A 20,300-nucleotide genomic window follows, 5' to 3' on the forward strand; every position below is an offset into this window, starting at 1 on the left:
CCCAATCCCCTCACGACGCCGCCAGGGTGGCCTTCACCGCGGCCACGACGGCGTCGGGCTGGGGCAAGGCCGCCTGTTCGAGATGGCGGGGATAGGGGATCGGCACCTCCGCGGAGCAGACGCGGGCGACCGGGGCGTCCAGGCTCCAGAAAGCGCCCTCCATGATGCGCGCGCTCACCTCCGCCGCGAGGCTGCCGGAGCGCCAGCCCTCGTCCACGATCACCGCGCGGTGCGTGCGGGCCACGGAGGCGAGGATGGTGTCGGCGTCGAGGGGCCGCAGCGTGCGCAGGTCGATCACCTCCGCCGAAACGCCCTCCCCCGCCAGCGCCTCGGCCGCGGCCAGCGCCTTGTGCAGCGTGCCGCCATAGGCGATCAGCGTGACGTCGCGCCCCGGCCGCCGCACCGCCGCGCGGTCGATGTCCACCGGCCCGGCGTCGGCGCGCAGGGTTCCCTCCATCCCGTAGAGCATGACGTGCTCGAAGATGATGACGGGGTCGGGGTCCTGAAGCGCCGTCCACAGCATGCCGCGCGCGTCCTCCAGCGTCGCCGGCGCCACCACGCGCAGGCCGGGGACATGGGCGTACCAGCCCTCCAGGCTGTGCGAATGCTGGGCGGCGAGCTGGCGGCCAGCACCGGTCGGAATGCGGATGACCAGGGGAACGCTGCACTGGCCGCCGGACATGTGACGCAGCGTGGCGGCGTTGTTGACGATCTGGTCCAGCGCCAGAAGGCTGAAATTGACCGTCATGATCTCCACGATCGGCCGCATGCCGCCCAGCGCCGCCCCGATGCCCGCCCCCACGAAGGTCGATTCCGACAGCGGCGTGTCGCGGATGCGCTCCGGCCCGAACTCGTCGTAAAGCCCCTTGCTGACCGCGTAGCAGCCGCCGTAGCGCCCGACATCCTCGCCCATGAGGAAGACGCGGCGGTCGCGGTTCAGCGCGTCGCGGATCGCGTCGCGCACGGCGTCGCGGTAGGTGGTGGTGCGGACGGAACCGTCCACGGGGGCGGCGGTCAGCGTGACCTCGGTCATGGCACAACCTCGCGGGTGTAGACGTCGCGCGTCAGATCCCCGGCCGGTTCCCAGCGTCCGGCCTCGGCGAACGCAATGGACGCCGCGACCTCGGCGGCGACGTCCCGTTCGATGGCCGCGCGATCGCCGTCGTGGAGAATGCCGGTCTGCCGCATCCAGTCGGCCAGCCGGTCGATGGGATCGTGGCGCTTCCACTCCTCGATCTCCGCCTTGTCGCGGTAGAGCTGCGGGTCGAACATCGAATGGGCGCGGAACCGGTAGGTGCGGCATTCCAGGAACTGCGGCCCCGCGCCGTCGCGGATCGCCGCCACCATGCGGCGCGCCGCCGCCTCCACCGCGACCACGTCCATGCCGTCCACCGCGTCGGAGGCCACCCGGTAGGCCGCTGCCTTGCGGTGCAGGTCGGGTTCCGACTGCGCCCGCTCCAGCCGGGTGCCCATGGCGTACAGGTTGTTTTCGCAGACGAACAGCACCGGCAGGTTCCACAAGGCGGCAAGGTTCAGGCTTTCGTGGAATTCGCCCTCCGCCACCGCCCCGTCGCCGAAGAAGCAGGCGGTGACGGCCGGCCGTCCCTGCATCCGGTCCGCCAGCGCCAGCCCGACCGCCAGCGGCAGCCCGCCGGCGACGATGGCGTTGCCGCCGTAGAAGCGGGCCGCGGCGTCGAACAGGTGCATGGAGCCGCCGCGTCCGCGACTGCAGCCCTCGGCCTTGCCGTACATCTCCGCCATCACCGCGTTCATCGAGACGCCGCGTAGCACGGCGTGCCCGTGCTCGCGGTAGGTGGCGACAACCGCGTCCTCCGCCGTCAGGCAGGGCATCACGCCGGCCGCCACCGCCTCCTCCCCGATGTAGAGGTGGAGGAAGCCGCGGATTTTCTCCTGCTGGTACAGCTCGCCGCAGGCTTCCTCGAAACGGCGGACCCGCAGCATCTGCCGCAGCAAATCCAGCAGATGCTCGCGGGTCAGGTGCGGCTTGGTGCCGGCATGGGCATCAGCATGGGCATCACTGGCATGGCCGTCACCGCTGTGGGATTCCACGACGTCGCTCATCGGTCGTCCGCCTCCAACGTCGAAAGGTCGCCTTCGGGCAGGCCAAGCTCGCGCGCTTTGAGCAGCCGCCGCATGATCTTCCCGCTGCGCGTCCGCGGCAGCCCCGCGCGGAACTCCAGCGCCTTGGGCGCCACCGCCGGGCCAAGCCGCTGGCGCGCGTGCCCGAGCAGTTCCTTGCGCAGCGCAACGGATTCGGTCCATCCCGGCTTCAGCGCGACGAAGGCCTTGACCGCCTCCCCGGCCACCGGGTCCGGCAGGCCGATCACGCCGGCTTCGGCCACGGCGGGATGCTCCAGCAGCGCGCTCTCCACCTCGAACGGGCCGATGAGGTGGCCGGCCGACTTGATCACGTCGTCGGCGCGCCCGACGAACCAGACGTAGCCGTCGGCATCCCGCATCGCGAGATCGCCGGTGAGGTACCAGCCCCCGACGAAGCAGCGGCGGTAGCGCTCCTCCTCCCCCAGATAGCCGCGGAACATGGATGGCCACCCCGGGCGCAGCGCCAGTTCGCCGACCGTCATCGGCGCGTCAGCCACCCGCACATCCCCGTCCGGCGTGCGCGCGACGATCGCGGCCTCGATCCCCGGCAGGGGGCGGCCCATCGACCCGGGCTTCACGTCGGCAGAGGCAAAGTTGGCGATCATGATGCCGCCGGTCTCGGTCTGCCACCAGTTGTCATGGAACGGGCGCCCGAAGGTCTGCTGACTCCACACCACGGCTTCCGGATTCAGCGGTTCGCCGACGCTCGCCATGAACCGCACCGAGGCGAGGTCGAAGCGCTGCGCCAACTCGGCCCCGACCTTCATCAGCATGCGGATGGCGGTGGGAGCCGTGTACCAGACGGTGACCCGCTCGCGCTGAAGAATGCCGTACCAGCGTTCCGCGTCGAATTCGGCCTCGTCCACGATCATGGTGCAGCCGACCGTCAGCGGCGCCACGATGCCGTAGGAGGTGCCGGTCACCCAGCCCGGATCGGCGGTGCACCAGAAAACGTCGTCGGGGTGGAGGTCCAGCGCCGCCCGGGCGGTCGCATGGTGGGCCACCACCGCCTCGTGCACGTGCACGGCGCCCTTCGGCCGGCCGGTCGTTCCACTCGTGAAGTGCAGCAGCGCCATGTCCTCCGGTCCGGTGAACGCGCAGCCGGTGGTGGGCGCGACGTCAGCGAGAGCAGCCCGGAGGTCGACGCAACCCGCCGCCTCTCCGGTCGCTCCTCCGACCAGGAGGACGTGCCTCAGCCCGGGCAGCTCATGCCGCCACGGTTCCACCTTGCGGCGGTACAGCGCCTCGGTCGTCACCAGGACACGGGCGTCGCCCAGCGTCAGGCGCGTGCGCACCGGTTCCGGCCCGAAGGCCGCGAACAGGGGGGCGAACACGCTGCCGTTCCGCAGGGTGCCGAGCGCGGCGACATACAGCTCCGGCACGCGGCCGAGCAGGCTGAACACGCGCTCGCCCCGGCCAACGCCGAGCCCGGCCAGCAGCGCCGCGAACCGCCCCGTTTCCTCCGCAAGTTCGCCGTAGCGGAAGTCGCGAGCGGTGCCATCCTTTCCGAGCCAGCGCAGGGCCAGGCGGTCACCCCGCCCGGCGGCGATGTGCCGGTCGAGCGCCTCGTGGGCGATGTTCAGGCCGCCGCCCGGCAGGCCGTTCACATCGGCACGCGCCTTGTCCCACGTGAAGGACGCGCAGGCCGCGGCGTAGCTCTTCAGGTTCGCGCGTTCGGTGTCTTCGGGGCGCTTGCGGATCGTCTCCCAGGGCATGGCGCCGTCCTCTCCGCCGTCATCGGCCCACCTGCCGTCCGGACAGAGTACGCGCATCCTGCCGCTACCATCTTAACCCAGGTTAGGACCCGCCCTGCTGGGGCAACACGGCCGTAATGTCGCCGACCGACCCCAAACCGGTCATTCGGTCATTCGCGACGAAGGTTCCGAACTCATCCTCGATCCACATCGCAATTTCGGTGACGTCAAGGCTGTCCGCGCCCAAGTCTGCCAGCGTCGATTCGGCGGTCACGTCGTCTGTGGCGACGCCAAGGGACCTTGTTGCATCGAGGCGGTAGGTTGCGGGACTGGGGGCGGCGCGGTAGAAGGCCTCCCCTTCGCTGCCGTCTCGGTCCGATCATGCCGTTCAAAGTCAACGCGTCCCGCCGCCATCGCCTTCCCAGGCAGCGCTATCGGGTTCGCAACTGGGCGGACTATGATGCGGGGCTTCGGGCGCGCGGCAGCCTGACGATCTGGTTCACGGCCGACGCGGTGGACCGCTGGCGGGCGGAGACGCGGACCACCCCCGGCGGTCAGCGGACCTACTCGGACCTGGCGATCGCGACCGCCCTGAGCTTGCGCGCCCTGTTCCGGCTGCCGTTGCGCCAGACCGAAGGCCTGGTCGGCTCCCTCCTCCAACTGCTCGGGGTCGAGTTGGCCGTTCCGGACCATTCCACCCTCAGCCGCCGCGCCAAGGCCGTGTGCCTGCCGGCCATGCCGGCTTCACCAAGTGGAACGGTACAGTTGCTGGTCGACAGCACCGGCGTGAAGCTGTGTGGTCCCGGCGAGTGGCTGGTCGAAAAGCATGGAACCCAGCGCCGACGCGCCTGGAAGAAGCGGCACGTCGGGCTTGATGCCGTCAGCGGGCGGATCGTGGCGGCGACTCTGACCGACCACGATGTCGATGACGGCTCGCAGGTCGGTGCTCTGCTGGGCCAGGTTGAGGAGCCCCTTGCCGCGTTCGTGGCCGATGGTGCTTACGACCAGACCGGCGTGACCGAAACCGTGGCGGAGCATACCCCGGACGCCGCCGTGGTCGTGCCGCCCCGCTCCACGGCGGTGCCGAGTGCGAACGCCGCGACCAACCCGACGCAGCGCGACCGGCCCCTCCGGCACATCGCCAAGCACGGACGGATGGCGTGGCAGAAAGCCTCCCGGTACAACGTTCGCGCGCTGGTCGAGGCGTTCTTCAGCCGCTGGAAGCGCGTCATCGGTGACGGCTTGCGATTCCGCACCGAGGATCGGCGGAACACCGAGATCGCCATCGCGGTCCGGATCCTGAACCACATGCTCGACCTCGGACGCCCGGACTCCGTCCGCGTCGCGTAATCAGAAGGCCGGAAAAGGGGTTCCTGCGACCGAAATCACCTTGCTGCAACAAAGTCACAGTACACCGTTCCGTTCATGCGCACGGTCCAATTTTCCGGCTTGACGGCGATTTAAAAGTGAGTGATCACTTTTTAAAGAAAGGACGCCGCCATGGGACGCAAGAGGGTTATCGACGACACCGCGCTTCTGGCGCACGCGCGCGCGGTTTTCCTGGAACGCGGAGCCTTCGGCACGACCAAGGACATTGCCCAGCGCGCGGGCGTTTCCGAGGCGGTCATCTTCCAGCGCTTTCCAACCAAGGCTGCTTTGTTCCTCGCCGCCATGCTGCCACCGGACGTCGATGCGGACGCCATCGTGGCTTCGAAAATCGCGGACACGCGGGCGGCGCTGGTGGAGACGGGCCGGCGCCTGCTCGCCCATTACCGGACGATCATCCCGACGGCGGTGCATCTGATGACCAACCCGGCCATCAGCATGGCCGAGGTGGCAACGCATTTCGGGGAGGATCCGAACAGCCGGATCGTGTCCGCCCTCGCCGGATTCCTGAAAGAGAGGACCGAGCAGGGCTTGCTCCGTGTCGAGAACCCCATGGCATCGGCCAGCCTGCTCATCGCCGCCATCCACAGTCTCGCGCTGTTCGAGATGATGGAGTTCCACCAGGGTGACGACCTGACGCACGCCGTCCCGCTGTTCGTGGACGCGCTGTGGTCCGGCCTGGTGCCCGGCCCGGCTCCGAACGACGGTTCCTGAAGAGGGGCTGACCCGCCCTCCGACCGACGCCTCGCCTTTCACAGCGACAGGACAACACCGATGCGCTTCCAGCCGCATGACGCCCCCGTGCGCCCTGTTTCCGACCAGCCGATCTCATTGCGTGGCGTTTCGAAACACTACGCGACACCCGCCGGGCCGTTTCCGGCGCTCCGGAATGTCGATCTCGATGTCGCCGCCGGGGAGTTCCTGGCCATCGTCGGTGCGTCTGGCAGCGGAAAATCGACCCTGATCAACGTGATGACCGGGATCGACGCGCCGACCTCCGGCGTCATCCGGGCCGCCGGAAAGGAGATCCAGGATCTCGACCAGGAGCAGTTGGCGGTCTGGCGCGGACGCAGCGTCGGCGTGGTGTTCCAGTTCTTCCAACTGCTGCCGACCCTGACCATCGCCGAAAACGTCATGCTGCCGATGGACTTTTGCGGAACGTTCCCGCCGGCCCAACGGCGCGAGCGGGCGATGATGCTGCTCGGCAGGCTCGGCATTGACGCGCAGGCGGACAAGTTGCCGGCCGACCTGTCCGGAGGCCAGCAGCAGCGCGCCGCCATCGCCCGCGCGCTCGCCAACGACCCGCCCATCCTCGTCGCTGACGAGCCGACCGGCAATCTCGACAGCCGGACCGCCGAGGCGGTGATGGAGCTGTTCGCCGGCTTGGCGGCGGAAGGCCGGGCCATCGTTATGGTCACTCACGAACGGGACCGCACCCGCCATTTCACCCGCGTCGTCGAGCTGAGCGACGGACGGGTTGTAAAGGGCGATCGCGCGGGAGCGGCGGCATGAGGATCGCTCCCCGCTGGCGCAAGCTGCTCCGCGATGCCGACGCCGTGCAGGGCCGAATCCTGATGGCCATCGCGGCCATCGCGATCGGCGTCTATGCCGTCACGGCGATCGCCGCCGCCGGCAGCATCCTGCTGCGCGAGATGACGCGCAACTACGCCGCCACGAACCCGGCGTCGGCCCTGATCGACCTGGGCAGCGTCGATCCCGCGCTGGTCGAGGCGGTGCGGCGCGATCCGGTCGTCGCGGCGGCGGAGGCCACCGCCATCGTGACCGCCCGTGCCGCGCGCGGACCCGACGAATGGGTGCGCCTTCTGCTGTTCGTCATTCCCGACTTCGAAACGCTGTCGGTCAACACGGTCTTTCCCCAGCACGGCGCTTGGCCGCCCCCGCCGGGAACGATCCTGCTGGAGCGTGAAGCCCTGACCTTTCTGGGCGCCACGGTCGGCGGATCGGTCACCGTGCAGACGCCCACCGGTTCCAAGCAAGCGGTCACCGTGTCCGGCACGGTGCATGATCCGAGCCTCGCCCCGGCTTGGCAGGAGCAGACCGCCTACGGCTATCTGACGCCGGACACGCTGGCCGCGCTTGGCGGGCCACCAACGCCCGACACGCTGAAGGTCGTGGTGAGGGACGCCTCCGACCAGACACGGGTGGACGCGGCGGCCACGGCTCTGGCGCGGACCCTCCGCGCGCAGGGCCTCACCATCCACCAGATCCGGATTCCGCCCACCGGCCGTCACCCGCACCAGACGCAGATGACCGCCGTACTGGCGATGTTCCTGATTTTCGCCCTGCTCGCCCAAGCCCTTGCGGCCAGCCTGACCGCGTCGATGATCGACGGGCTGCTGGCACAGCAGGTGCGGCAGATCGCGGTGATGAAGGCCATCGGCGCACGCACCGGACAGGTCGCCGGGCTTTACCTGACCGCCATCCTGGCGATGGCCGTTGTCGCCGTTGCCGTCGGCCTGCCGCTCGGCCTGTACAGCGGCGGTCGCATCGCCGGGGTGGTCGCGGCGCTTCTCAACTTCAACATTGCCAGCGCCGAAGTCCCGGTCTGGCTGATCCTGGCCGTGGGCGCCTGCGGCATCCTCATCCCGGTCGCCTTCGCCTTTGTGCCCGTCGGCAAGGCCGCGCGGATCACCGTGCGGGAAGCCCTGTCCGATCAAGGGATCGCGCGTGGCACAGGGACGGCCGACCGGATCATCGGCGCTTTGACCAGACTGTCCGGCACTTGGCTGTCCGGGATTGACCGCACGCTGCTTTTGGCGATCCGCAACGCCTTCCGCCGCCGTGGCCGGCTGGCGCTGACCCTGCTGCTGCTGAGCGCCGCCGGCGGCATGTTCCTGGCGAGCGCCAACGTCCAGAAGGCCTGGGACGCGTACATCGCCGCCTCCGCCCAAGACCGCGACTATGACTTGGAACTGCGGATCGACCGGCCGGTGCCGACGGCAGACCTGCTGGCCATGGCCGCAGAGGTGCCCGGCGTCGTAACGGTGGAACCCTGGAGCGTCACGGCCGCCGCCCCGGCCCGCGCGGACGGGCTGACCGTCGTCCGGACCTACCCGGACGGCGGGCACGCCAACCTCGAATTCCGCTCTCTGCCGGCGGCGGATCGGCTGTCTCACCTCGTCCTGCTGGACGGCGGAGTGCCAAATGACGCATGGGCGGCGGCGGGCGACGATGGCGCCATCCTCATCAACCAGAGCGCACAAATCCTGCTCGGCCACCCGAAAGCCGGCGACACGATCGCTCTGACGGTCGAGGGCCGCACCGCCTCCTACCGGATCGCCGGGGTGGTCCGCCAGATCGTGACACCGCCCGCCGTTTATGCGCCTGCTTCGGCCTATCAAGCGGCAACCGGCACCCAGGGCCGCACCGATGCCATGCGCCTCGTGACGGATCGGCATGAGGCCGCCGCGGTGGACGGCATCGCCAACACCGTCGAGGCGCGGCTTGGGGAAGCCGGGATCCGCGTTCTGCGCTCCCTGTCGGAAGCCCAGTTCGACCGGGCGGTCGGCGATCACGTCAAGGTGCTGGTCGTTCTGCTGGTCATCATGGCGGTGCTGATGGCCGTGGTCGGGCTCCTCGGCCTCGCCTCGGCACAGGGCAGCAGCGTCGCCGAGCGCACCCGCGAACTGGGCGTCATGCGCGCCATCGGCGGCACCACGCCGGTCATCGTCCGCAACGTCATCGCCGAAGGCGTCGTCATCGGACTGATCAGCGTCGTTCCCGCCCTGCTGCTGGCGCTGCCGCTGGCCGCCGGCATCGGCCGTCTGGTCGGCACGCTGTCCTTCGGCTTGCCGCTTCCCCTCACGCTGTCGATGCCGGCGTTGGAGCTGTGGCTCGGCATCGTCCTGTTCGGCGCGGTGTTGGCAAGTCTCGTGCCCGCCCGCCACGCCGCCAAGCTCACCATCCGCGAAACCCTCGCTTACGCCTGACACGATAGGAGCCTGTACCATGAGCAAAGGACTTCGAACCGCCGTGATCGCTTTCATCCTTTTCGGATCGCTGCTCTACGCAGCCCACAGCATCGATTTGCTCGGCCTGGTGCGAATCCTGCATGGGCGGTGATGCCAAGGCAGGACGCCGTCGGGCATGTCCGGATGCGATACGTCCTTGGCGGCATACATCCTGAGCTGAGCGGCAACCTTGGTTTTGGTCAGGTCGCGCGGACTGGGAGGTCGGTAGGCGGAGTTGGCCAGCTCGGGTTTCGCCTTCAGGCGCTCGCGGACGACCTCATCGGGTGAGTAGCCCTTGAGGACGCGTTGCCGGCGGGCGTTGTAGGCAAGCTTGTAGCCGCGCAGCAGGCGCCCAAGGGCGTTGTGCGTGCCGATGCACATGATCAGCACCTCCCGTCCGATGCGGCCGTTGAAGCGTTCGACCATGCCGTTGGTCTGCGGCGTGTAGGGCTTGGTCGTGCGGTGCTGCACGCCCAGGGCGCGGCAGGCGGCCTCGAAGCCGTCGGCGGTGAAGCAACTGCCGCGGTCGGTCAGCACGTGGGTGATGCGCAAGGGAAAGGTGGCCACGGCCTCTCTGAGGAAGGCGGTGGCGCAGGTTTCGGTTTCCTCGTCCTTGACCGCTAGGTGGACCATGCGCGAGGCGCGGTCGATGGCAACGTAGAGATAGCGTTTGCGGGCCCCGGAGCCGATCACGTGTAGCTTCGGCAGGTGCTTGATGTCGATGTGCAGGAAGCCGAGGTCGTACTCTTTGAACCTTTTGGTGCCCTTCTTGGGCGTGGCGGTCGGGCAGGCGCCCCAGGCCCTCGGCCTTCAGAATGCGGGAGACGGCGTCGGCCAGCGGCGCTGTCCGTTCAGCGGCGGCCGACTCCGCCGTGGTCCAGCCCTTCACCGCTTGCGCAACATGCTGGACCCGCATGGACTGAGATGATGTGGTGGACGGCCCTTTCACCAAATGCCGGTGAGCAGCGTTGACCGTCGAAGAAACCACCTCATAGGAGCCGACCATGGGCGTGACGACAATCGGTCTGGATCTGGCGAAGAATGTTTTCCAGGTTCATGGCATCGACGGCGACGGGAAGGTTCTGGTCCGGCGGCAGTTACGACGGGGCGAGGTGCTGAAGTTCTTTCAAGGCCTGCCGACGTGCCTGGTGGGGATGGAGGCGTGTGGCACGGCGCACCACCGGGCGCGGGAAATTGCGGCACTGGGTCATACGGTGAAGTTGATGCCACCCGCCTACGTCAAACCGTACGTGAAACGGGGAAAGACCGACGCGGCGGATGCCGAGGCGATCTGCCAGGCGGTGACCCGGCCGACGATGCGCTTCGTGGCGGTCAAGGCCATCGATCAGCAGGCCGCCTTGATGCTGCACAAGACGCGTGACCTGCTGGTCCGGCAGCGGACGATGCTGATCAACGCCTTGCGCGGTCACCTCGCGGAATTCGGCATCATCGCGGCCAAAGGCCCAAGTGGGACGAAGGCCGCGATCAAGGCTTTGCACGAGGCGCAGGATCGTCTGCCGGAACTGGCGCGACGGGCGCTGCACGGCCTCGTCGATCAGCTCCGCCTGCTCGGCGAGGAGATCGACCGGCTTGAAGCGCGTATTCTGGAGTGGCATCGCGCCAGCGACCTCAGCCGCCGTTTGGCGACGATACCCGGCATTGAGCCGATCACCGCCAGTGCGATCGCCGCGGCGGTGCCGGATGGGACGCTGTTCCGATCCGGTCGGCAGTTCGCCGCATGGCTCGGCCTGACGCCGAAAGCCAACAGCAGCGGCGGGAAGGACCGGCAGACGGGGATCAGCAAGCAAGGCGACGGCTACATTCGCCGCCTGCTGGTCGTGGGCGCCACGGCGGTCATGCGGCTGGCCCGCCAGGACAACGCGGCTCGCTGCTGGGCGGCGAAGCTGCTGGAGCGCAAGCCGGCCAAACTCGCCGCCGTCGCCCTGGCCAACAAGACCGCGCGCATCGCCTGGGCGGTGCTGACGCGCGGCGGGATCTACGCGGCACCCACCACCGCATAGTCGAGGTTCGGCTCGGCAGCGGACCAAGGCCCTGCCGAGACGGATGGCGTAAGGGTGGTGAGACGTGATGACGAACCGGTCAGACCGGGGATCGACCAAACCCACGGGGACCAAGCGCCTGGGAGCGCGCTGAGGTGATTTGGGCGTTGATCCGCGGACTTCATCAAGGCCAGCGACCAGAGGTCGCGACGACAGGCCGGACACATGGATGCACCCGACCAACCGTCAACACGAACTCTTCTCTTGCGCCGAGAGGGCCGTCCACACATGATCCTGGGCGTCACATTTCGAAACGGCATCGAGGTCACCGAAGCCGCGTCACAGAACGCCGCCTGACCAGACCGTCACCCAGTTTCCCGCATAGCTCTGCCAATTCAGCCGCCCAGTTTCGGCGATCCGCTGAAGGTGCCGGTCGCGCTGCGTCGGCGCGGTTTCGGCGGTGTCGCTGAGCACGGCGCCGACGCGCGGCGGCACCACGACTGCAGCCTCCGGATGGCGCGCCTGCATGTCGGCGTAAACGCCCAAACAGTCGTAGGCGCCGTCGCCCAGGAAGGCGGCGATCGGGTCAGCCACCTGATCCAGCAGCGGCCCGACCTGTGCGGCGTCATCGACCGCCCGGTCGGTCAGAGCCGCGGCAACAATCCGGCCGCTTGCCACATCCATGCCGATGTGCAACTTCCGCCAGGATCGCCGCTTCTTCGTGCCGTGCTTTTCGATCAGCCATTCGCCGGGGCCGCACAACTTCAGCCCGGTGCTGTCCACCAACAGGTGGATCGCGCCGCCGGTCGGGCGTCGCGCCGGCAGGACCACGGTCCGGGCGCGTCGTCCGAGCGTGGTGTGGTCAGGTACCGGCAGGTCGAGGCCGAGCAGATGCAGGATCGAGCCGATCAGCCCCTCGGTTTGGCGCAGCGCCAACCGGAACACCGCGCGCAGCATCAGCGCCGTCGTGATCGCGAGATCCGAATAGCTGGCCTGACCGCCCGGCGTGCTCCGCGGTACCGCCCTCCACGCCGCGATCGCCGCGTCGGTGAACCAGACGGTCAGGCTGCCCCGCCGCCGCAACGCTGCATCGTATTCCGCCGGGTTGGTCACGCGCCGCTTCGGTCGCGGGATATGATGGCGGCGGGCGGCATTGGCCTTGTGCGGCATCAGGAAACCATCGGAGCAGCGGAACGGCGGCCCCTCTCTATCGCCGCCAGCGCCTCGCTGCAACACGCTGTTCTGGGCTTGACCAAGCGCCTCGATGGTCCGGTGGAACAGGCGCATCAGCCGGCCGACGTCCTTCGTCTTCGCGATGCAGGTTTTCTCCTTACTGTTCTTCGCGCGCGTGAACGCACCGCCGATCAGCTTGTCGGCCAGATCGAGCACGGCGTCGGTGAGCCGAACCTCCAAATCGAGCAGCAGGGCCACCAAGGTCGCGCGCCGCCGGTGCGGCGCATAGTGGTCGATCAACCAGGTGGGCGAGGCCATGCCCTCGCGGGCAAGCTGGCGGAACCGGTTTTCATCGACGCGCGCCTGCGCCTCGGCACCCAGTCCCATGCGGCGGACGAAACGGAGCTTGTCGATCACATCCCGCACATTGTCCGCCTTCGGCGCCGTTGGAATGGTTTTCACCCAGGCGAGCGGGGTGAGCCCGGTCGCGGGGTCAACCACCAGCAATTTGTCGAGGGCGGCGAGTTGCTGGTCGCTCAAGCCGGTCAGCAACGCGTCAGCCGCCCGCTTGCGGGCGCGGGCGCGTCCCGCGATGGCCGCCCGCTCGATCACCGCCGGCATCGGTAGAATGATCTTTGCCGCTCGCAGCGCCGCGACGACGCCCGCCACGATCGGCAATCCCTGGTCGGTGGCCCAGGCCTCCTGCGCCGCAGCCTCGATCAGGAGCGGCAGGTCGGTCGTGACCGGCGGACGCAGGCCGAGCGCCGCGGCGGCATCGCGGGCGTGGTCGGTCATGGTCTGCGGTCGGCTGGCGTATTCGGCAAAGGCGGTTGCCGACAGATCGAGCCGGGCCGCCATCCAGGCAACGAAGACGTCGATCGGCTCGCCGATGTGCGCCAGCGGCAAGCCGGGGTGGCGGAGCAGCGCCAGCTGGACGGCAAAGCCAAGGCGGTTGGGATTGCTGCGCCGAATGGCCACGAGGTCGAGGTCCGCCCGGGTCAAGGTGTAATGGCGCACCAGGGCGTCCGGATCCGTGGGAACGCCGAACAGCTGACGGCGCTCCTCCTGTGTCAGCAACGGGCGTCGAGCCACGTGGTCTTCCCCTGTCCAAAAAACGTCGGCGGCGACTGTGGACAGGAAGGATTAACGGGACGTATTTTGTGGACGGCTGCGTGGCGGCCCGGCCCGGCTGTCATTTTCAGAAGGCGACTGCACGGAATGTCAGGAGTCCGTTGCACTCAGATTGCAGAGGTGAAAGCAGCTTCGAGTCATTTGGACGGGCTCGCCTTTCGGCGATACGTGTTGACACAGGGTTTGCCACGTAGTGTCGACTTTCGATTGATTCCGTCTATTCATTCCGTCTATTCATCGCTCGGTGAGCTTGCCTGCAAAAAGCGCCACCGCATCGGCCAGCACGCGGGCGGAGCCCGTCTGGCGGCTCCAGTGGTGCCAGAACAGCGGCATGCTAATCGGCTCGCCTGCGGTCAGCTCGCACAATACGCCTCGCTCAAGCGCGTCTTTTGCCTGCGGCAGGGGTACCAGACCGTACGCCAGTCCGGCGCGCACGGCGCCAAAGAGCGCGGTCGAATCCGGAATGACATGACAGGGATAATCGCCCTGCTGCAAGCCCCAGGCCTCGCGCAGCCAGCGACGATGAATGCTGTCCTGCTGGCCGTAAACGGCGGCGGGCGCATCGGCCAATGCATCGGCGCCCAGCCCGGCAGGAAAACAGCGGGCGACAAATTCCGGTGTAGCCACCAGCACATACTGCATTACACCAAGGGGTATAACGCCACAACCGGCTATCTGCTGGGGCTGTGTGCCAATACATCCGAGTACCTCACCGGAGCGCAACTGGTCGAGCGTTTGAGCCTCGTCCGCCACCACACAATCGAGCAGAATCCGCGCCGCCTGCAGGCTGGGGGTGATCGCGGCGATAAGACCCAGCGCCAGACTGTCCGCGTTCACGCCAATGCGCAGCGTCAGCCAGTCGGAGGCAGCCGTCTCCAGCGTTTCCTGCAGTTCGGCTTCTAGCAGCCGTACCTGCCGCACATGCGCCAGCAGTTTCTGCCCTGCCGCTGTGGCGCGCACCGGTGTATCGCGCACCAGCAGCACCGTTCCGCTGCGCTCTTCCAGCTGGCGGATGCGCTGCGAGATTGCCGACTGGGTCAGGTGCAGGCGCTGCGCCGCGCCTTCGAAACTGCCGGAGGCCGCAACGGCATCCAGCGCTTCGAGCAATTTGTAATCGAGCATTAGCCAGCCTGCATGCCAATTAGAAAAGATCGTTTTACCACGGCGCGGGGGGTTGATTGAATAGCATCATGACAAGAAACCGTGAGGAAATGAGCATGAAGCCCGTCAATGGACCGCAACTGGTACAGATCGCCCGCGAATACGGCACGCCGTGCTGGATTTACGACGCTGCCATCATCCGCGAACGCATCGGCCAGCTGCGCCAGTTCGACGTGATCCGCTTTGCGCAGAAGGCCTGCTCGAACACGCACATCCTGCGTCTGATGCGCGAACAGGGTGTGAAGGTGGATTCCGTTTCGCTGGGCGAAATCGAGCGCGCTCTTGCTGCCGGTTTTTCTGTTGGTGGCGTGCACAGCGATATCGTGTTTACCGCCGACCTGCTTGATCGCGCCACCCTGGCGCGCGTGGTCGAACTGAAAGTGCCGGTGAACGCCGGCAGCCCGCAGATGCTGGAACAGCTCGGCCAGGCCAGTCCCGGCCATCCGGTATGGCTGCGCATCAACCCGGGCTTCGGTCACGGCCACAGCCAGAAAACCAATACCGGCGGCGAAACCAGCAAGCACGGCATCTGGCATGAGCAACTGGATGAAGCCTACGCACTGATCGAGCGCTATGGCCTCAATCTGGTAGGCCTGCACATGCACATCGGCTCGGGGGTCGATTACAGCCATCTCGCCGAAGTCTGCGACGCGATGGTCGCCCAGGTGAAGGCCAGCGGCCACGACCTGCAGGCGATTTCGGCCGGCGGCGGCCTGTCGATTCCGTACACCGTCGATGGCGAGCGCATCGATACCGCGCACTACTTCAGCCTGTGGGACAAGGCCCGTTGTGAAGTCGAAGCGCACCTCGGCCACCCGGTGACGCTGGAAATCGAACCGGGCCGCTTCCTCGTTGCCGAATCCGCCAAGCTGATCGCTGAGGTGCGCGCCAAGAAGGACGCTGGCAGCAATCACTTCGTATTGTGCGACGCCGGTTTCAACGACCTGATGCGCCCGGCCATGTATGGCAGCCATCACGAAATCAGCGTGCTGAAGCCCGACGGCGCAGCCCGCACGACCGATCAGCGCCCGACCGTCGTTGCCGGACCACTGTGCGAATCGGGTGACGTGTTCACGCAGGAAGAAGGCGGAACGGTCATTCCACGCACCTTGCCGACGGCGGAAATCGGCGACTGGCTGGTTTTCCATGATGCCGGCGCCTACGGTGCATCGATGTCGTCGAACTACAATACCCGCCCGCTGACCCCGGAAGTGCTGGTTGATGGCGGTGAAGTCAGACTCATTCGCCGTCGTCAGACGGTAGCCGAATTGCTGGCATTGGAAAACTGTTGAAACGCGGGGTATTGGCCTGTAGTCAAAAATTTGTTACTCATATCTCAAAATCCCATTTGTATGCATGCATGCAAAATCATGGTCGCGATAACAATTTTTCGCCATCCGGGCGCAATTTCCCTTTCGGGGAAATATGCCTATACAGGGTCTGCCGTGTAATGCCGAGTTCCCGGCATAGATCACCAACCTTCGTTTCTGGCGTATCCCTCCGGCGGGCGCCGCCTTGTGAGGGAGTTTGGAAGCTGAATCATTGGGGCTGTCCTTATGGCTATCCCTATGGCAGTCCCTATGGCTATCCAACGTGTCGAGGTGATCACGGGTCAGGAGCAGCGGCGGCAGTTCACCGACCAGGAGAAATTGCAACTGGTCGAAGAGGCGTTCCAGCCGGGTGTCAAGGCGACGGCGGTCGCCCGGCAGCGTGGCGTGGATGTCAGCCTGCTGTACCGCTGGCGGCGCCAGTTCTTTGGTGAGCGGCCGCGGCTGCCGGCCTTCCTGCCGATCACCGTCACGACCGACGAAGCAACGCCGGAGGACGTGGTCGATCCACCCCCGGTGACCTCGGCACCGCCGGCCGGCGCCATCGAGATCGAGTTCGCGACCGCACGTCTGCGCCTCACCGGCCCGGTCGATCCGGCTCTGGTCGCCACGGTGATCGCCGCGCTGTCGGGACGGCCGGCATGATCCCGGTCCCCTCGGGCGTTCGGGTCTGGCTGGCCGGCGGGGTGACGGACATGCGCTGCGGGATGAACTCGCTGGCGCTCAAGGTCCAGGAAAGCCTCGGCCGCGATCCCCACGCCGGCGATCTTTACGTGTTCCGTGGGCGCCGCGGCGATTTGATCAAATGTTTGTGGCATGACGGGCTCGGCATGTCTTTGTACGTGAAGAGGTTGGAGCGGGGGCGATTCATCTGGCCCAGCCCGGCCGATGGCGCCATCGCCATCTCCGCCTCTCAGCTCGCTTATCTTCTCGACGCCATCGATTGGAGAAATCCGCAGCAGACTTGGCGGCCACGCGCGGCGGGATAGGCTGCGGCACAGTGAATCAACCCGCCGCCACGCGGCGGAAACGCGAGGGGTTCGGCGGGGTTTGCGGTAAAATCCCGCCCCATGGACGCCCTGCCCGACACCGTCGATGCCTTGCGCGCCGCGCTCGTCGAAGCGCGGGCGCGGGCCTGCGCGGCGGAGGCGGAAGCCGCCCAGGTCCGGGCCGAGCGCTCCGGCGACCAAGCCCTGATCGCCACCCTCAAGCTGCGGATCGAGAAGCTCCAGCGCGACCTGTACGGTCAGCGTTCCGAGCGGACCGCTCGGCTGCTCGACCAGCTGGAATTCCAGCTGGAGGAGGAGGAGGCCGACGCCAGCGAAGACGAACTGGCGGCGGAAACGGCGGCCAAGGCGACCGGCAAACCCGGGATCACCCGCAAAAAGCCGGTGCGCAAGCCGTTCCCGGCGCACCTGCCGCGCGAGCGCGTCGTCGTACCGGCGCCAGCGGTGTGCCCGTGCTGCGGCTCGGACAAGCTGTGCAAGCTGGGCGAGACGATCACCGAGACGCTGGAGAGCATCCCGCGCCAGTGGAAGGTGATCCAGACGGTGCGCGAGAAGGTCGCCTGCCGGGCCTGCGAGACGATCACCCAGCCGCCGGCGCCGTTCCACGTCACCCCGCGCGGCTGGGCCGGCCCCAGCCTGCCGGCGATGATTCTGTTCGAGAAGTTCGGGCAGCATCAGCCGCTGAACCGGCAGGCCGAGCGCTTCGCCCGCGAGCGGGTTCCGCTCAGCCTGTCCACCTTGGCCGACCAGGTCGGCACCGCCGTCGCGGTGCTGAAGCCATTGCACGATGCGCTGGAAGCCCACGTTCTGGCAGCCGAGCGGCTGCACGGAGACGACACGACCGTGCCCGTGTTGGCCAAGGGCAAGACCGACACCGGCCGGTTGTGGGTGTATGTCCGCGATGATCGGCCTTTCGGGGGCGGGGCGCCACCGGCCGCGCTGTTCCACTACTCGCGCGACCGCGGCGGCGAGCATCCCAAGGCGCACCTGGCCGGTTGGACGGGCCTGCTCCAGGCCGACGCCTATGCCGGGTACAACCGCCTGTACGAGGCGGAGCGACGGCCCAGCCCCGTCCACGACTGCCTGTGCTGGAGCCATGCGCGGCGCAAATTCTTCGAGTTGGCCGACATCGCCACGACGGCCAAGCGCGGCACGACCGCCACGCCGATCTCGCCCCTGGCGTTGGAAGCGGTGAGGCGGATCGACCGGCTGTTCGACATTGAGCGGGAGATCGCCGGGCGCTCGGCCGCCCATCGCCTGGCGGTCCGCACCGAACTGTTCAAGCCCTTGGTTGACGAACTGGAAGGCTGGCTGCGCACGCACCGGGCAACGATGTCCAAGCATGCCCCCGTGGCCAAGGCGATGGACTACCTGCTGACGCGGTGGGAGGGCTTCACCCGCTTCCTGTCCGACGGCCGTATTTGCTTCACGAACAATGCGGCGGAGCGGGCGTTGCGCGGCGTCGCTCTGGGCCGACGGTCCTGGATGTTCGCCGGTTCGGATCGCGGGGGCCGGCGCGCCGCCTTCATGTATGGCCTGATCACGACCTGCAAGCTGAACGATGTCGATCCCCAGGCATGGCTGGCCGACGTCCTGGCCCGCATCGCCGACCTGCCGCAGCACCGCCTCCATGAACTCCTGCCGTGGAACTGGCGCCGGGCGGCGGACCTGGAGGAGGATGCGGCATGAAAGCTCCGCGTCGCCCCGCCGGACCATCGGAGACCGAAAAGGCGGCCATCATCGCGGCGTGCCAGAGCTTCATCGACGAGGTGCTGACACCCCGTTTCCTGCCGGGCATCCGTCCGACCGAGTTCAACTACCCCATCGACATCTTTGGCAAATGGCATGGAAACCGCTACCGGTTCCTTCAACGGTACCGATCCGGTTTTCCGGAGAACCTTGGCGAAGAGTTTGACAGCCCGTTCGCCCGCCTCGACTGGAAAGGCCGGGATCGCTTCGATATCCAATGGTTCCGCCATACCGGAACGTGGCACTGCCTCTACCGCGACGTGTCGCTGGCTGAAGCCTTGAAAATTCTGGAAACCGACGGGACTCTGCATCCCTTATAGCGCCATCCCCGCGGCGCTCACCGGATGAATACGATCATCTGGAATCCCTGACCGCGCAGCACCTCGTGCAGGCGCCGCCGCGGCTTTTCGTCGTGCGTCTGCACGAAGCCGAAGAACCGGTTGGCCCGCTCCTCCGGCACCGCCTTGCCGGCGATCACCTCGAAGCTGGTCGTTTTGTCGTTCCAGCTGCGCACGTAGCCGCCATCCAAGCCGACGACGATCGGCCCCTCCGGGTCCGGCAACTCCCGCCAATCGGCCGGGCATCCGTCGACGAGCGAGAAGCGCTCCTCCCCGAGGGCATCCGCTTGGCCTCCTCCAGGGATAGCCCGAGGTCTTCCACCCGGTCGCCCGGCTTGGCCAGCTCAAGGATCGCATCGTCGGCGACCACGGTCCCGTTGTCATCCTCGATCTGCAGCCGTACCCTGACCCGCATCCTCGTCTCCGCCGCTGGCTCACCAGATCTGCTGGTGCATCAGCCGCTTGTGCTCCTCGGCGCGGAAGCGGTCATTGACCTGGATTCGGCTGAACTCCTTGGGCCGGAAACGTTCGCGCTCCCGCGTCCGCGCGACGGCCCGCTCGAAGCGGTCGCGGATGTCGGGATCGTCCAGCACCGCGGTGGTCCGGTCGCGGACGACGGCGGCGAGCACGTCGGTCATCTCCGCCAAGTCCTCCCAGGCGTCCCAGCCCGTCAGGTCGTCCTGACGCTCACGGTAACCCGCCGGCCCGCCGCAATCCTCCGGAGGGCAGGGATGATCGCCGCCGATGCAGACCGGGTAGACGGCGTCGGGCGGCGCGGCGAGCCGGTCCTCCACCCGGATCTCATGGCGCCAGAAGGCGCCCATGTCGTAGGTGTAGCGCAGCTTGCCGCCGTTCCGGAGCCGGAAGGTGTCCAGAGCGACCTGGGGCGGGGCGAGGGCCAACTCCGTCGACCCATAGCCGACCGCGCGGATGTCAAAGCGGTAGAGGTGGATGCCCTCCCAGCCCAGCGCGACCTGGAGGATGCCATGCAGTTCCGTATCCGTCAGGAGCGCCCCATCTGGCCGACTTGGCGCTAAGGCCAGTAGCCTCCCGCGCGAACCGATCATCAGCGGGAGGCGGGGATGGGATCGACGGTGGCGGGCTCGGCCGAGTCGTTTTGGCGGGGGCACGTTGAGGCGTGGCGGGCGAGTGGCCGGAGCCGCAGCGATTACTGCGCGGCGCAGGGGCTGTCGCGCAAGACCTTCGGCTGGTGGGCTTGGCGGCTCGATCGCGACCGTCGG

The 20,300-nt window shown here is 67.6% G+C and carries 17 protein-coding genes and 4 pseudogenes; 11 read left to right on the forward strand and 10 right to left on the reverse strand.

Annotated features, from left to right (window positions below; genetic code table 11):
* Positions 1-10: 10 nt before the first annotated feature.
* The 4 genes and pseudogenes from ACSVC7_RS17960 to ACSVC7_RS17975 form a co-directional block, all read right to left on the reverse strand.
* On the reverse strand, positions 11-1,033 hold the full coding sequence (locus tag ACSVC7_RS17960) for an alpha-ketoacid dehydrogenase subunit beta (protein WP_448205683.1): 1,023 nt from the start codon (positions 1,031-1,033) through the stop codon (positions 11-13).
* Positions 1,030-2,082: a pyruvate dehydrogenase (acetyl-transferring) E1 component subunit alpha gene (pdhA, locus tag ACSVC7_RS17965; RefSeq protein WP_448205684.1), complete on the reverse strand. Its 1,053-nt coding sequence runs from the start codon at positions 2,080-2,082 to the stop codon at positions 1,030-1,032. Before pdhA ends, ACSVC7_RS17960 begins: the two co-directional genes overlap by 4 nt.
* Positions 2,079-3,836: an acetate--CoA ligase gene (gene acsA, locus ACSVC7_RS17970; protein ID WP_483508486.1), complete on the reverse strand. Its 1,758-nt coding sequence runs from the start codon at positions 3,834-3,836 to the stop codon at positions 2,079-2,081. The genes pdhA and acsA overlap by 4 nt, the downstream gene beginning before the upstream one ends.
* 82 nt (positions 3,837-3,918) lie before the next feature.
* Positions 3,919-4,098 (reverse strand): annotated as a pseudogene (locus ACSVC7_RS17975) (phosphopantetheine-binding protein); the annotation flags it as partial.
* Between the two features lie 98 nt (positions 4,099-4,196).
* Here ACSVC7_RS17975 and ACSVC7_RS17980 point away from each other — a divergent pair.
* The 4 genes from ACSVC7_RS17980 to ACSVC7_RS17995 all read left to right on the forward strand — a co-directional run bounded on the left by ACSVC7_RS17980 (position 4,197) and on the right by ACSVC7_RS17995 (position 9,151).
* Positions 4,197-5,165, forward strand: a complete 969-nt coding sequence (locus ACSVC7_RS17980; protein ID WP_448205687.1) for an IS5 family transposase — start codon at positions 4,197-4,199, stop codon at positions 5,163-5,165.
* A 150-nt stretch (positions 5,166-5,315) separates the two neighbouring features.
* Positions 5,316-5,915 (forward strand): TetR/AcrR family transcriptional regulator, encoded by a 600-nt coding sequence (locus ACSVC7_RS17985; RefSeq protein ID WP_448205688.1) that lies wholly within the window; start codon positions 5,316-5,318, stop codon positions 5,913-5,915.
* Positions 5,916-5,975: 60 nt separating this feature from the next.
* Entirely contained in the window at positions 5,976-6,713 is a 738-nt protein-coding gene (locus ACSVC7_RS17990; protein ID WP_448205689.1) for an ABC transporter ATP-binding protein, read from the forward strand.
* Entirely contained in the window at positions 6,710-9,151 is a 2,442-nt protein-coding gene (locus tag ACSVC7_RS17995; protein WP_448205690.1) for an ABC transporter permease, read from the forward strand. The genes ACSVC7_RS17990 and ACSVC7_RS17995 overlap by 4 nt, the downstream gene beginning before the upstream one ends.
* A 159-nt stretch (positions 9,152-9,310) precedes the next feature.
* On the opposite strand, the pseudogene ACSVC7_RS18000 reads toward ACSVC7_RS17995, so the two are convergent.
* Positions 9,311-10,004: pseudogene (locus ACSVC7_RS18000) on the reverse strand (DDE-type integrase/transposase/recombinase); the annotation flags it as partial.
* Positions 10,005-10,176: 172 nt separating this feature from the next.
* On the opposite strand from ACSVC7_RS18000, the gene ACSVC7_RS18005 reads away from it, so the two are divergent.
* A complete protein-coding gene (locus tag ACSVC7_RS18005; RefSeq protein ID WP_448205691.1) occupies positions 10,177-11,193 on the forward strand; it encodes an IS110 family RNA-guided transposase in 1,017 nt (338 codons plus the stop codon).
* A 318-nt stretch (positions 11,194-11,511) separates the two neighbouring features.
* Here the strand turns inward: ACSVC7_RS18005 and ACSVC7_RS18010 are convergent, their stop codons facing one another.
* The 3 genes and pseudogenes from ACSVC7_RS18010 to ACSVC7_RS18020 all read right to left on the reverse strand — a co-directional run bounded on the left by ACSVC7_RS18010 (position 11,512) and on the right by ACSVC7_RS18020 (position 14,598).
* Positions 11,512-12,342 (reverse strand): IS5 family transposase, encoded by an 831-nt coding sequence (locus ACSVC7_RS18010; protein ID WP_448205701.1) that lies wholly within the window; start codon positions 12,340-12,342, stop codon positions 11,512-11,514.
* Between the two features lie 66 nt (positions 12,343-12,408).
* Positions 12,409-13,437, reverse strand: a pseudogene (locus ACSVC7_RS18015) (DUF4158 domain-containing protein); the annotation flags it as partial.
* A gap of 273 nt (positions 13,438-13,710) precedes the next feature.
* Positions 13,711-14,598, reverse strand: coding sequence for a LysR family transcriptional regulator ArgP (locus ACSVC7_RS18020; RefSeq protein ID WP_448205692.1), 888 nt, complete (start codon positions 14,596-14,598; stop codon positions 13,711-13,713).
* Between the two features lie 95 nt (positions 14,599-14,693).
* On the opposite strand from ACSVC7_RS18020, the gene lysA reads away from it, so the two are divergent.
* The 5 genes from lysA (at position 14,694) to ACSVC7_RS18045 (ending at position 19,041) form a co-directional block, all read left to right on the forward strand.
* The gene (gene lysA / locus ACSVC7_RS18025) at positions 14,694-15,929 is read left to right on the forward strand and encodes a diaminopimelate decarboxylase (protein WP_448205693.1); all 1,236 of its coding nucleotides are present in this window, start codon (positions 14,694-14,696) and stop codon (positions 15,927-15,929) included.
* 288 nt (positions 15,930-16,217) lie between these two features.
* On the forward strand, positions 16,218-16,610 hold the full coding sequence (tnpA, locus tag ACSVC7_RS18030; RefSeq protein ID WP_448205694.1) for an IS66-like element accessory protein TnpA: 393 nt from the start codon (positions 16,218-16,220) through the stop codon (positions 16,608-16,610).
* On the forward strand, positions 16,607-16,954 hold the full coding sequence (tnpB, locus tag ACSVC7_RS18035) for an IS66 family insertion sequence element accessory protein TnpB (RefSeq protein WP_448205695.1): 348 nt from the start codon (positions 16,607-16,609) through the stop codon (positions 16,952-16,954). The genes tnpA (ACSVC7_RS18030) and tnpB overlap by 4 nt, the downstream gene beginning before the upstream one ends.
* 81 nt (positions 16,955-17,035) lie before the next feature.
* Positions 17,036-18,661 (forward strand): IS66 family transposase, encoded by a 1,626-nt coding sequence (gene tnpC, locus ACSVC7_RS18040; RefSeq protein ID WP_448205696.1) that lies wholly within the window; start codon positions 17,036-17,038, stop codon positions 18,659-18,661.
* A complete protein-coding gene (locus tag ACSVC7_RS18045) occupies positions 18,658-19,041 on the forward strand; it encodes a DUF3024 domain-containing protein (RefSeq protein ID WP_448205697.1) in 384 nt (127 codons plus the stop codon). The genes tnpC and ACSVC7_RS18045 overlap by 4 nt, the downstream gene beginning before the upstream one ends.
* Positions 19,042-19,076: 35 nt before the next feature.
* Here the strand turns inward: ACSVC7_RS18045 and ACSVC7_RS18050 are convergent.
* Both ACSVC7_RS18050 and ACSVC7_RS18055 read right to left on the reverse strand, forming a co-directional pair.
* Positions 19,077-19,474, reverse strand: a pseudogene (locus tag ACSVC7_RS18050) (ISKra4 family transposase); the annotation flags it as partial.
* A gap of 19 nt (positions 19,475-19,493) precedes the next feature.
* Complete coding sequence (locus ACSVC7_RS18055; protein WP_448205698.1) at positions 19,494-20,126, reverse strand: plasmid pRiA4b ORF-3 family protein; 633 nt, start codon at positions 20,124-20,126, stop codon at positions 19,494-19,496.
* Positions 20,127-20,141: 15 nt separating this feature from the next.
* Between ACSVC7_RS18055 and tnpA (ACSVC7_RS18060) the strand changes: the two genes are divergently transcribed.
* Positions 20,142-20,300, forward strand: a 159-nt coding sequence (gene tnpA, locus ACSVC7_RS18060) for an IS66 family insertion sequence element accessory protein TnpA (RefSeq protein WP_483508491.1), incomplete at its 3' end; no start/stop codon positions are given.

The organism is Azospirillum mesophilum (assembly GCF_053470405.2).

Excerpts from the sequence above, each read along its gene's own strand:
- ACSVC7_RS17960 (WP_448205683.1), bottom strand. The coding sequence starts at position 1,033 with ATGACCGAGGTCACGCTGACCGCCGCCCCCGTGGACGGTTCCGTCCGC.
- pdhA (WP_448205684.1), bottom strand. The coding sequence starts at position 2,082 with ATGAGCGACGTCGTGGAATCCCACAGCGGTGACGGCCATGCCAGTGAT.
- acsA (WP_483508486.1), bottom strand. The coding sequence starts at position 3,836 with ATGCCCTGGGAGACGATCCGCAAGCGCCCCGAAGACACCGAACGCGCG.
- ACSVC7_RS17980 (WP_448205687.1), top strand. The coding sequence starts at position 4,197 with ATGCCGTTCAAAGTCAACGCGTCCCGCCGCCATCGCCTTCCCAGGCAG.
- ACSVC7_RS17985 (WP_448205688.1), top strand. The coding sequence starts at position 5,316 with ATGGGACGCAAGAGGGTTATCGACGACACCGCGCTTCTGGCGCACGCG.
- ACSVC7_RS17990 (WP_448205689.1), top strand. The coding sequence starts at position 5,976 with ATGCGCTTCCAGCCGCATGACGCCCCCGTGCGCCCTGTTTCCGACCAG.
- ACSVC7_RS17995 (WP_448205690.1), top strand. The coding sequence starts at position 6,710 with ATGAGGATCGCTCCCCGCTGGCGCAAGCTGCTCCGCGATGCCGACGCC.
- ACSVC7_RS18005 (WP_448205691.1), top strand. The coding sequence starts at position 10,177 with ATGGGCGTGACGACAATCGGTCTGGATCTGGCGAAGAATGTTTTCCAG.
- ACSVC7_RS18010 (WP_448205701.1), bottom strand. The coding sequence starts at position 12,342 with ATGCCGCACAAGGCCAATGCCGCCCGCCGCCATCATATCCCGCGACCG.
- ACSVC7_RS18020 (WP_448205692.1), bottom strand. The coding sequence starts at position 14,598 with ATGCTCGATTACAAATTGCTCGAAGCGCTGGATGCCGTTGCGGCCTCC.
- lysA (WP_448205693.1), top strand. The coding sequence starts at position 14,694 with ATGAAGCCCGTCAATGGACCGCAACTGGTACAGATCGCCCGCGAATAC.
- tnpA (WP_448205694.1), top strand. The coding sequence starts at position 16,218 with ATGGCTATCCAACGTGTCGAGGTGATCACGGGTCAGGAGCAGCGGCGG.
- tnpB (WP_448205695.1), top strand. The coding sequence starts at position 16,607 with ATGATCCCGGTCCCCTCGGGCGTTCGGGTCTGGCTGGCCGGCGGGGTG.
- tnpC (WP_448205696.1), top strand. The coding sequence starts at position 17,036 with ATGGACGCCCTGCCCGACACCGTCGATGCCTTGCGCGCCGCGCTCGTC.
- ACSVC7_RS18045 (WP_448205697.1), top strand. The coding sequence starts at position 18,658 with ATGAAAGCTCCGCGTCGCCCCGCCGGACCATCGGAGACCGAAAAGGCG.
- ACSVC7_RS18055 (WP_448205698.1), bottom strand. The coding sequence starts at position 20,126 with ATGATCGGTTCGCGCGGGAGGCTACTGGCCTTAGCGCCAAGTCGGCCA.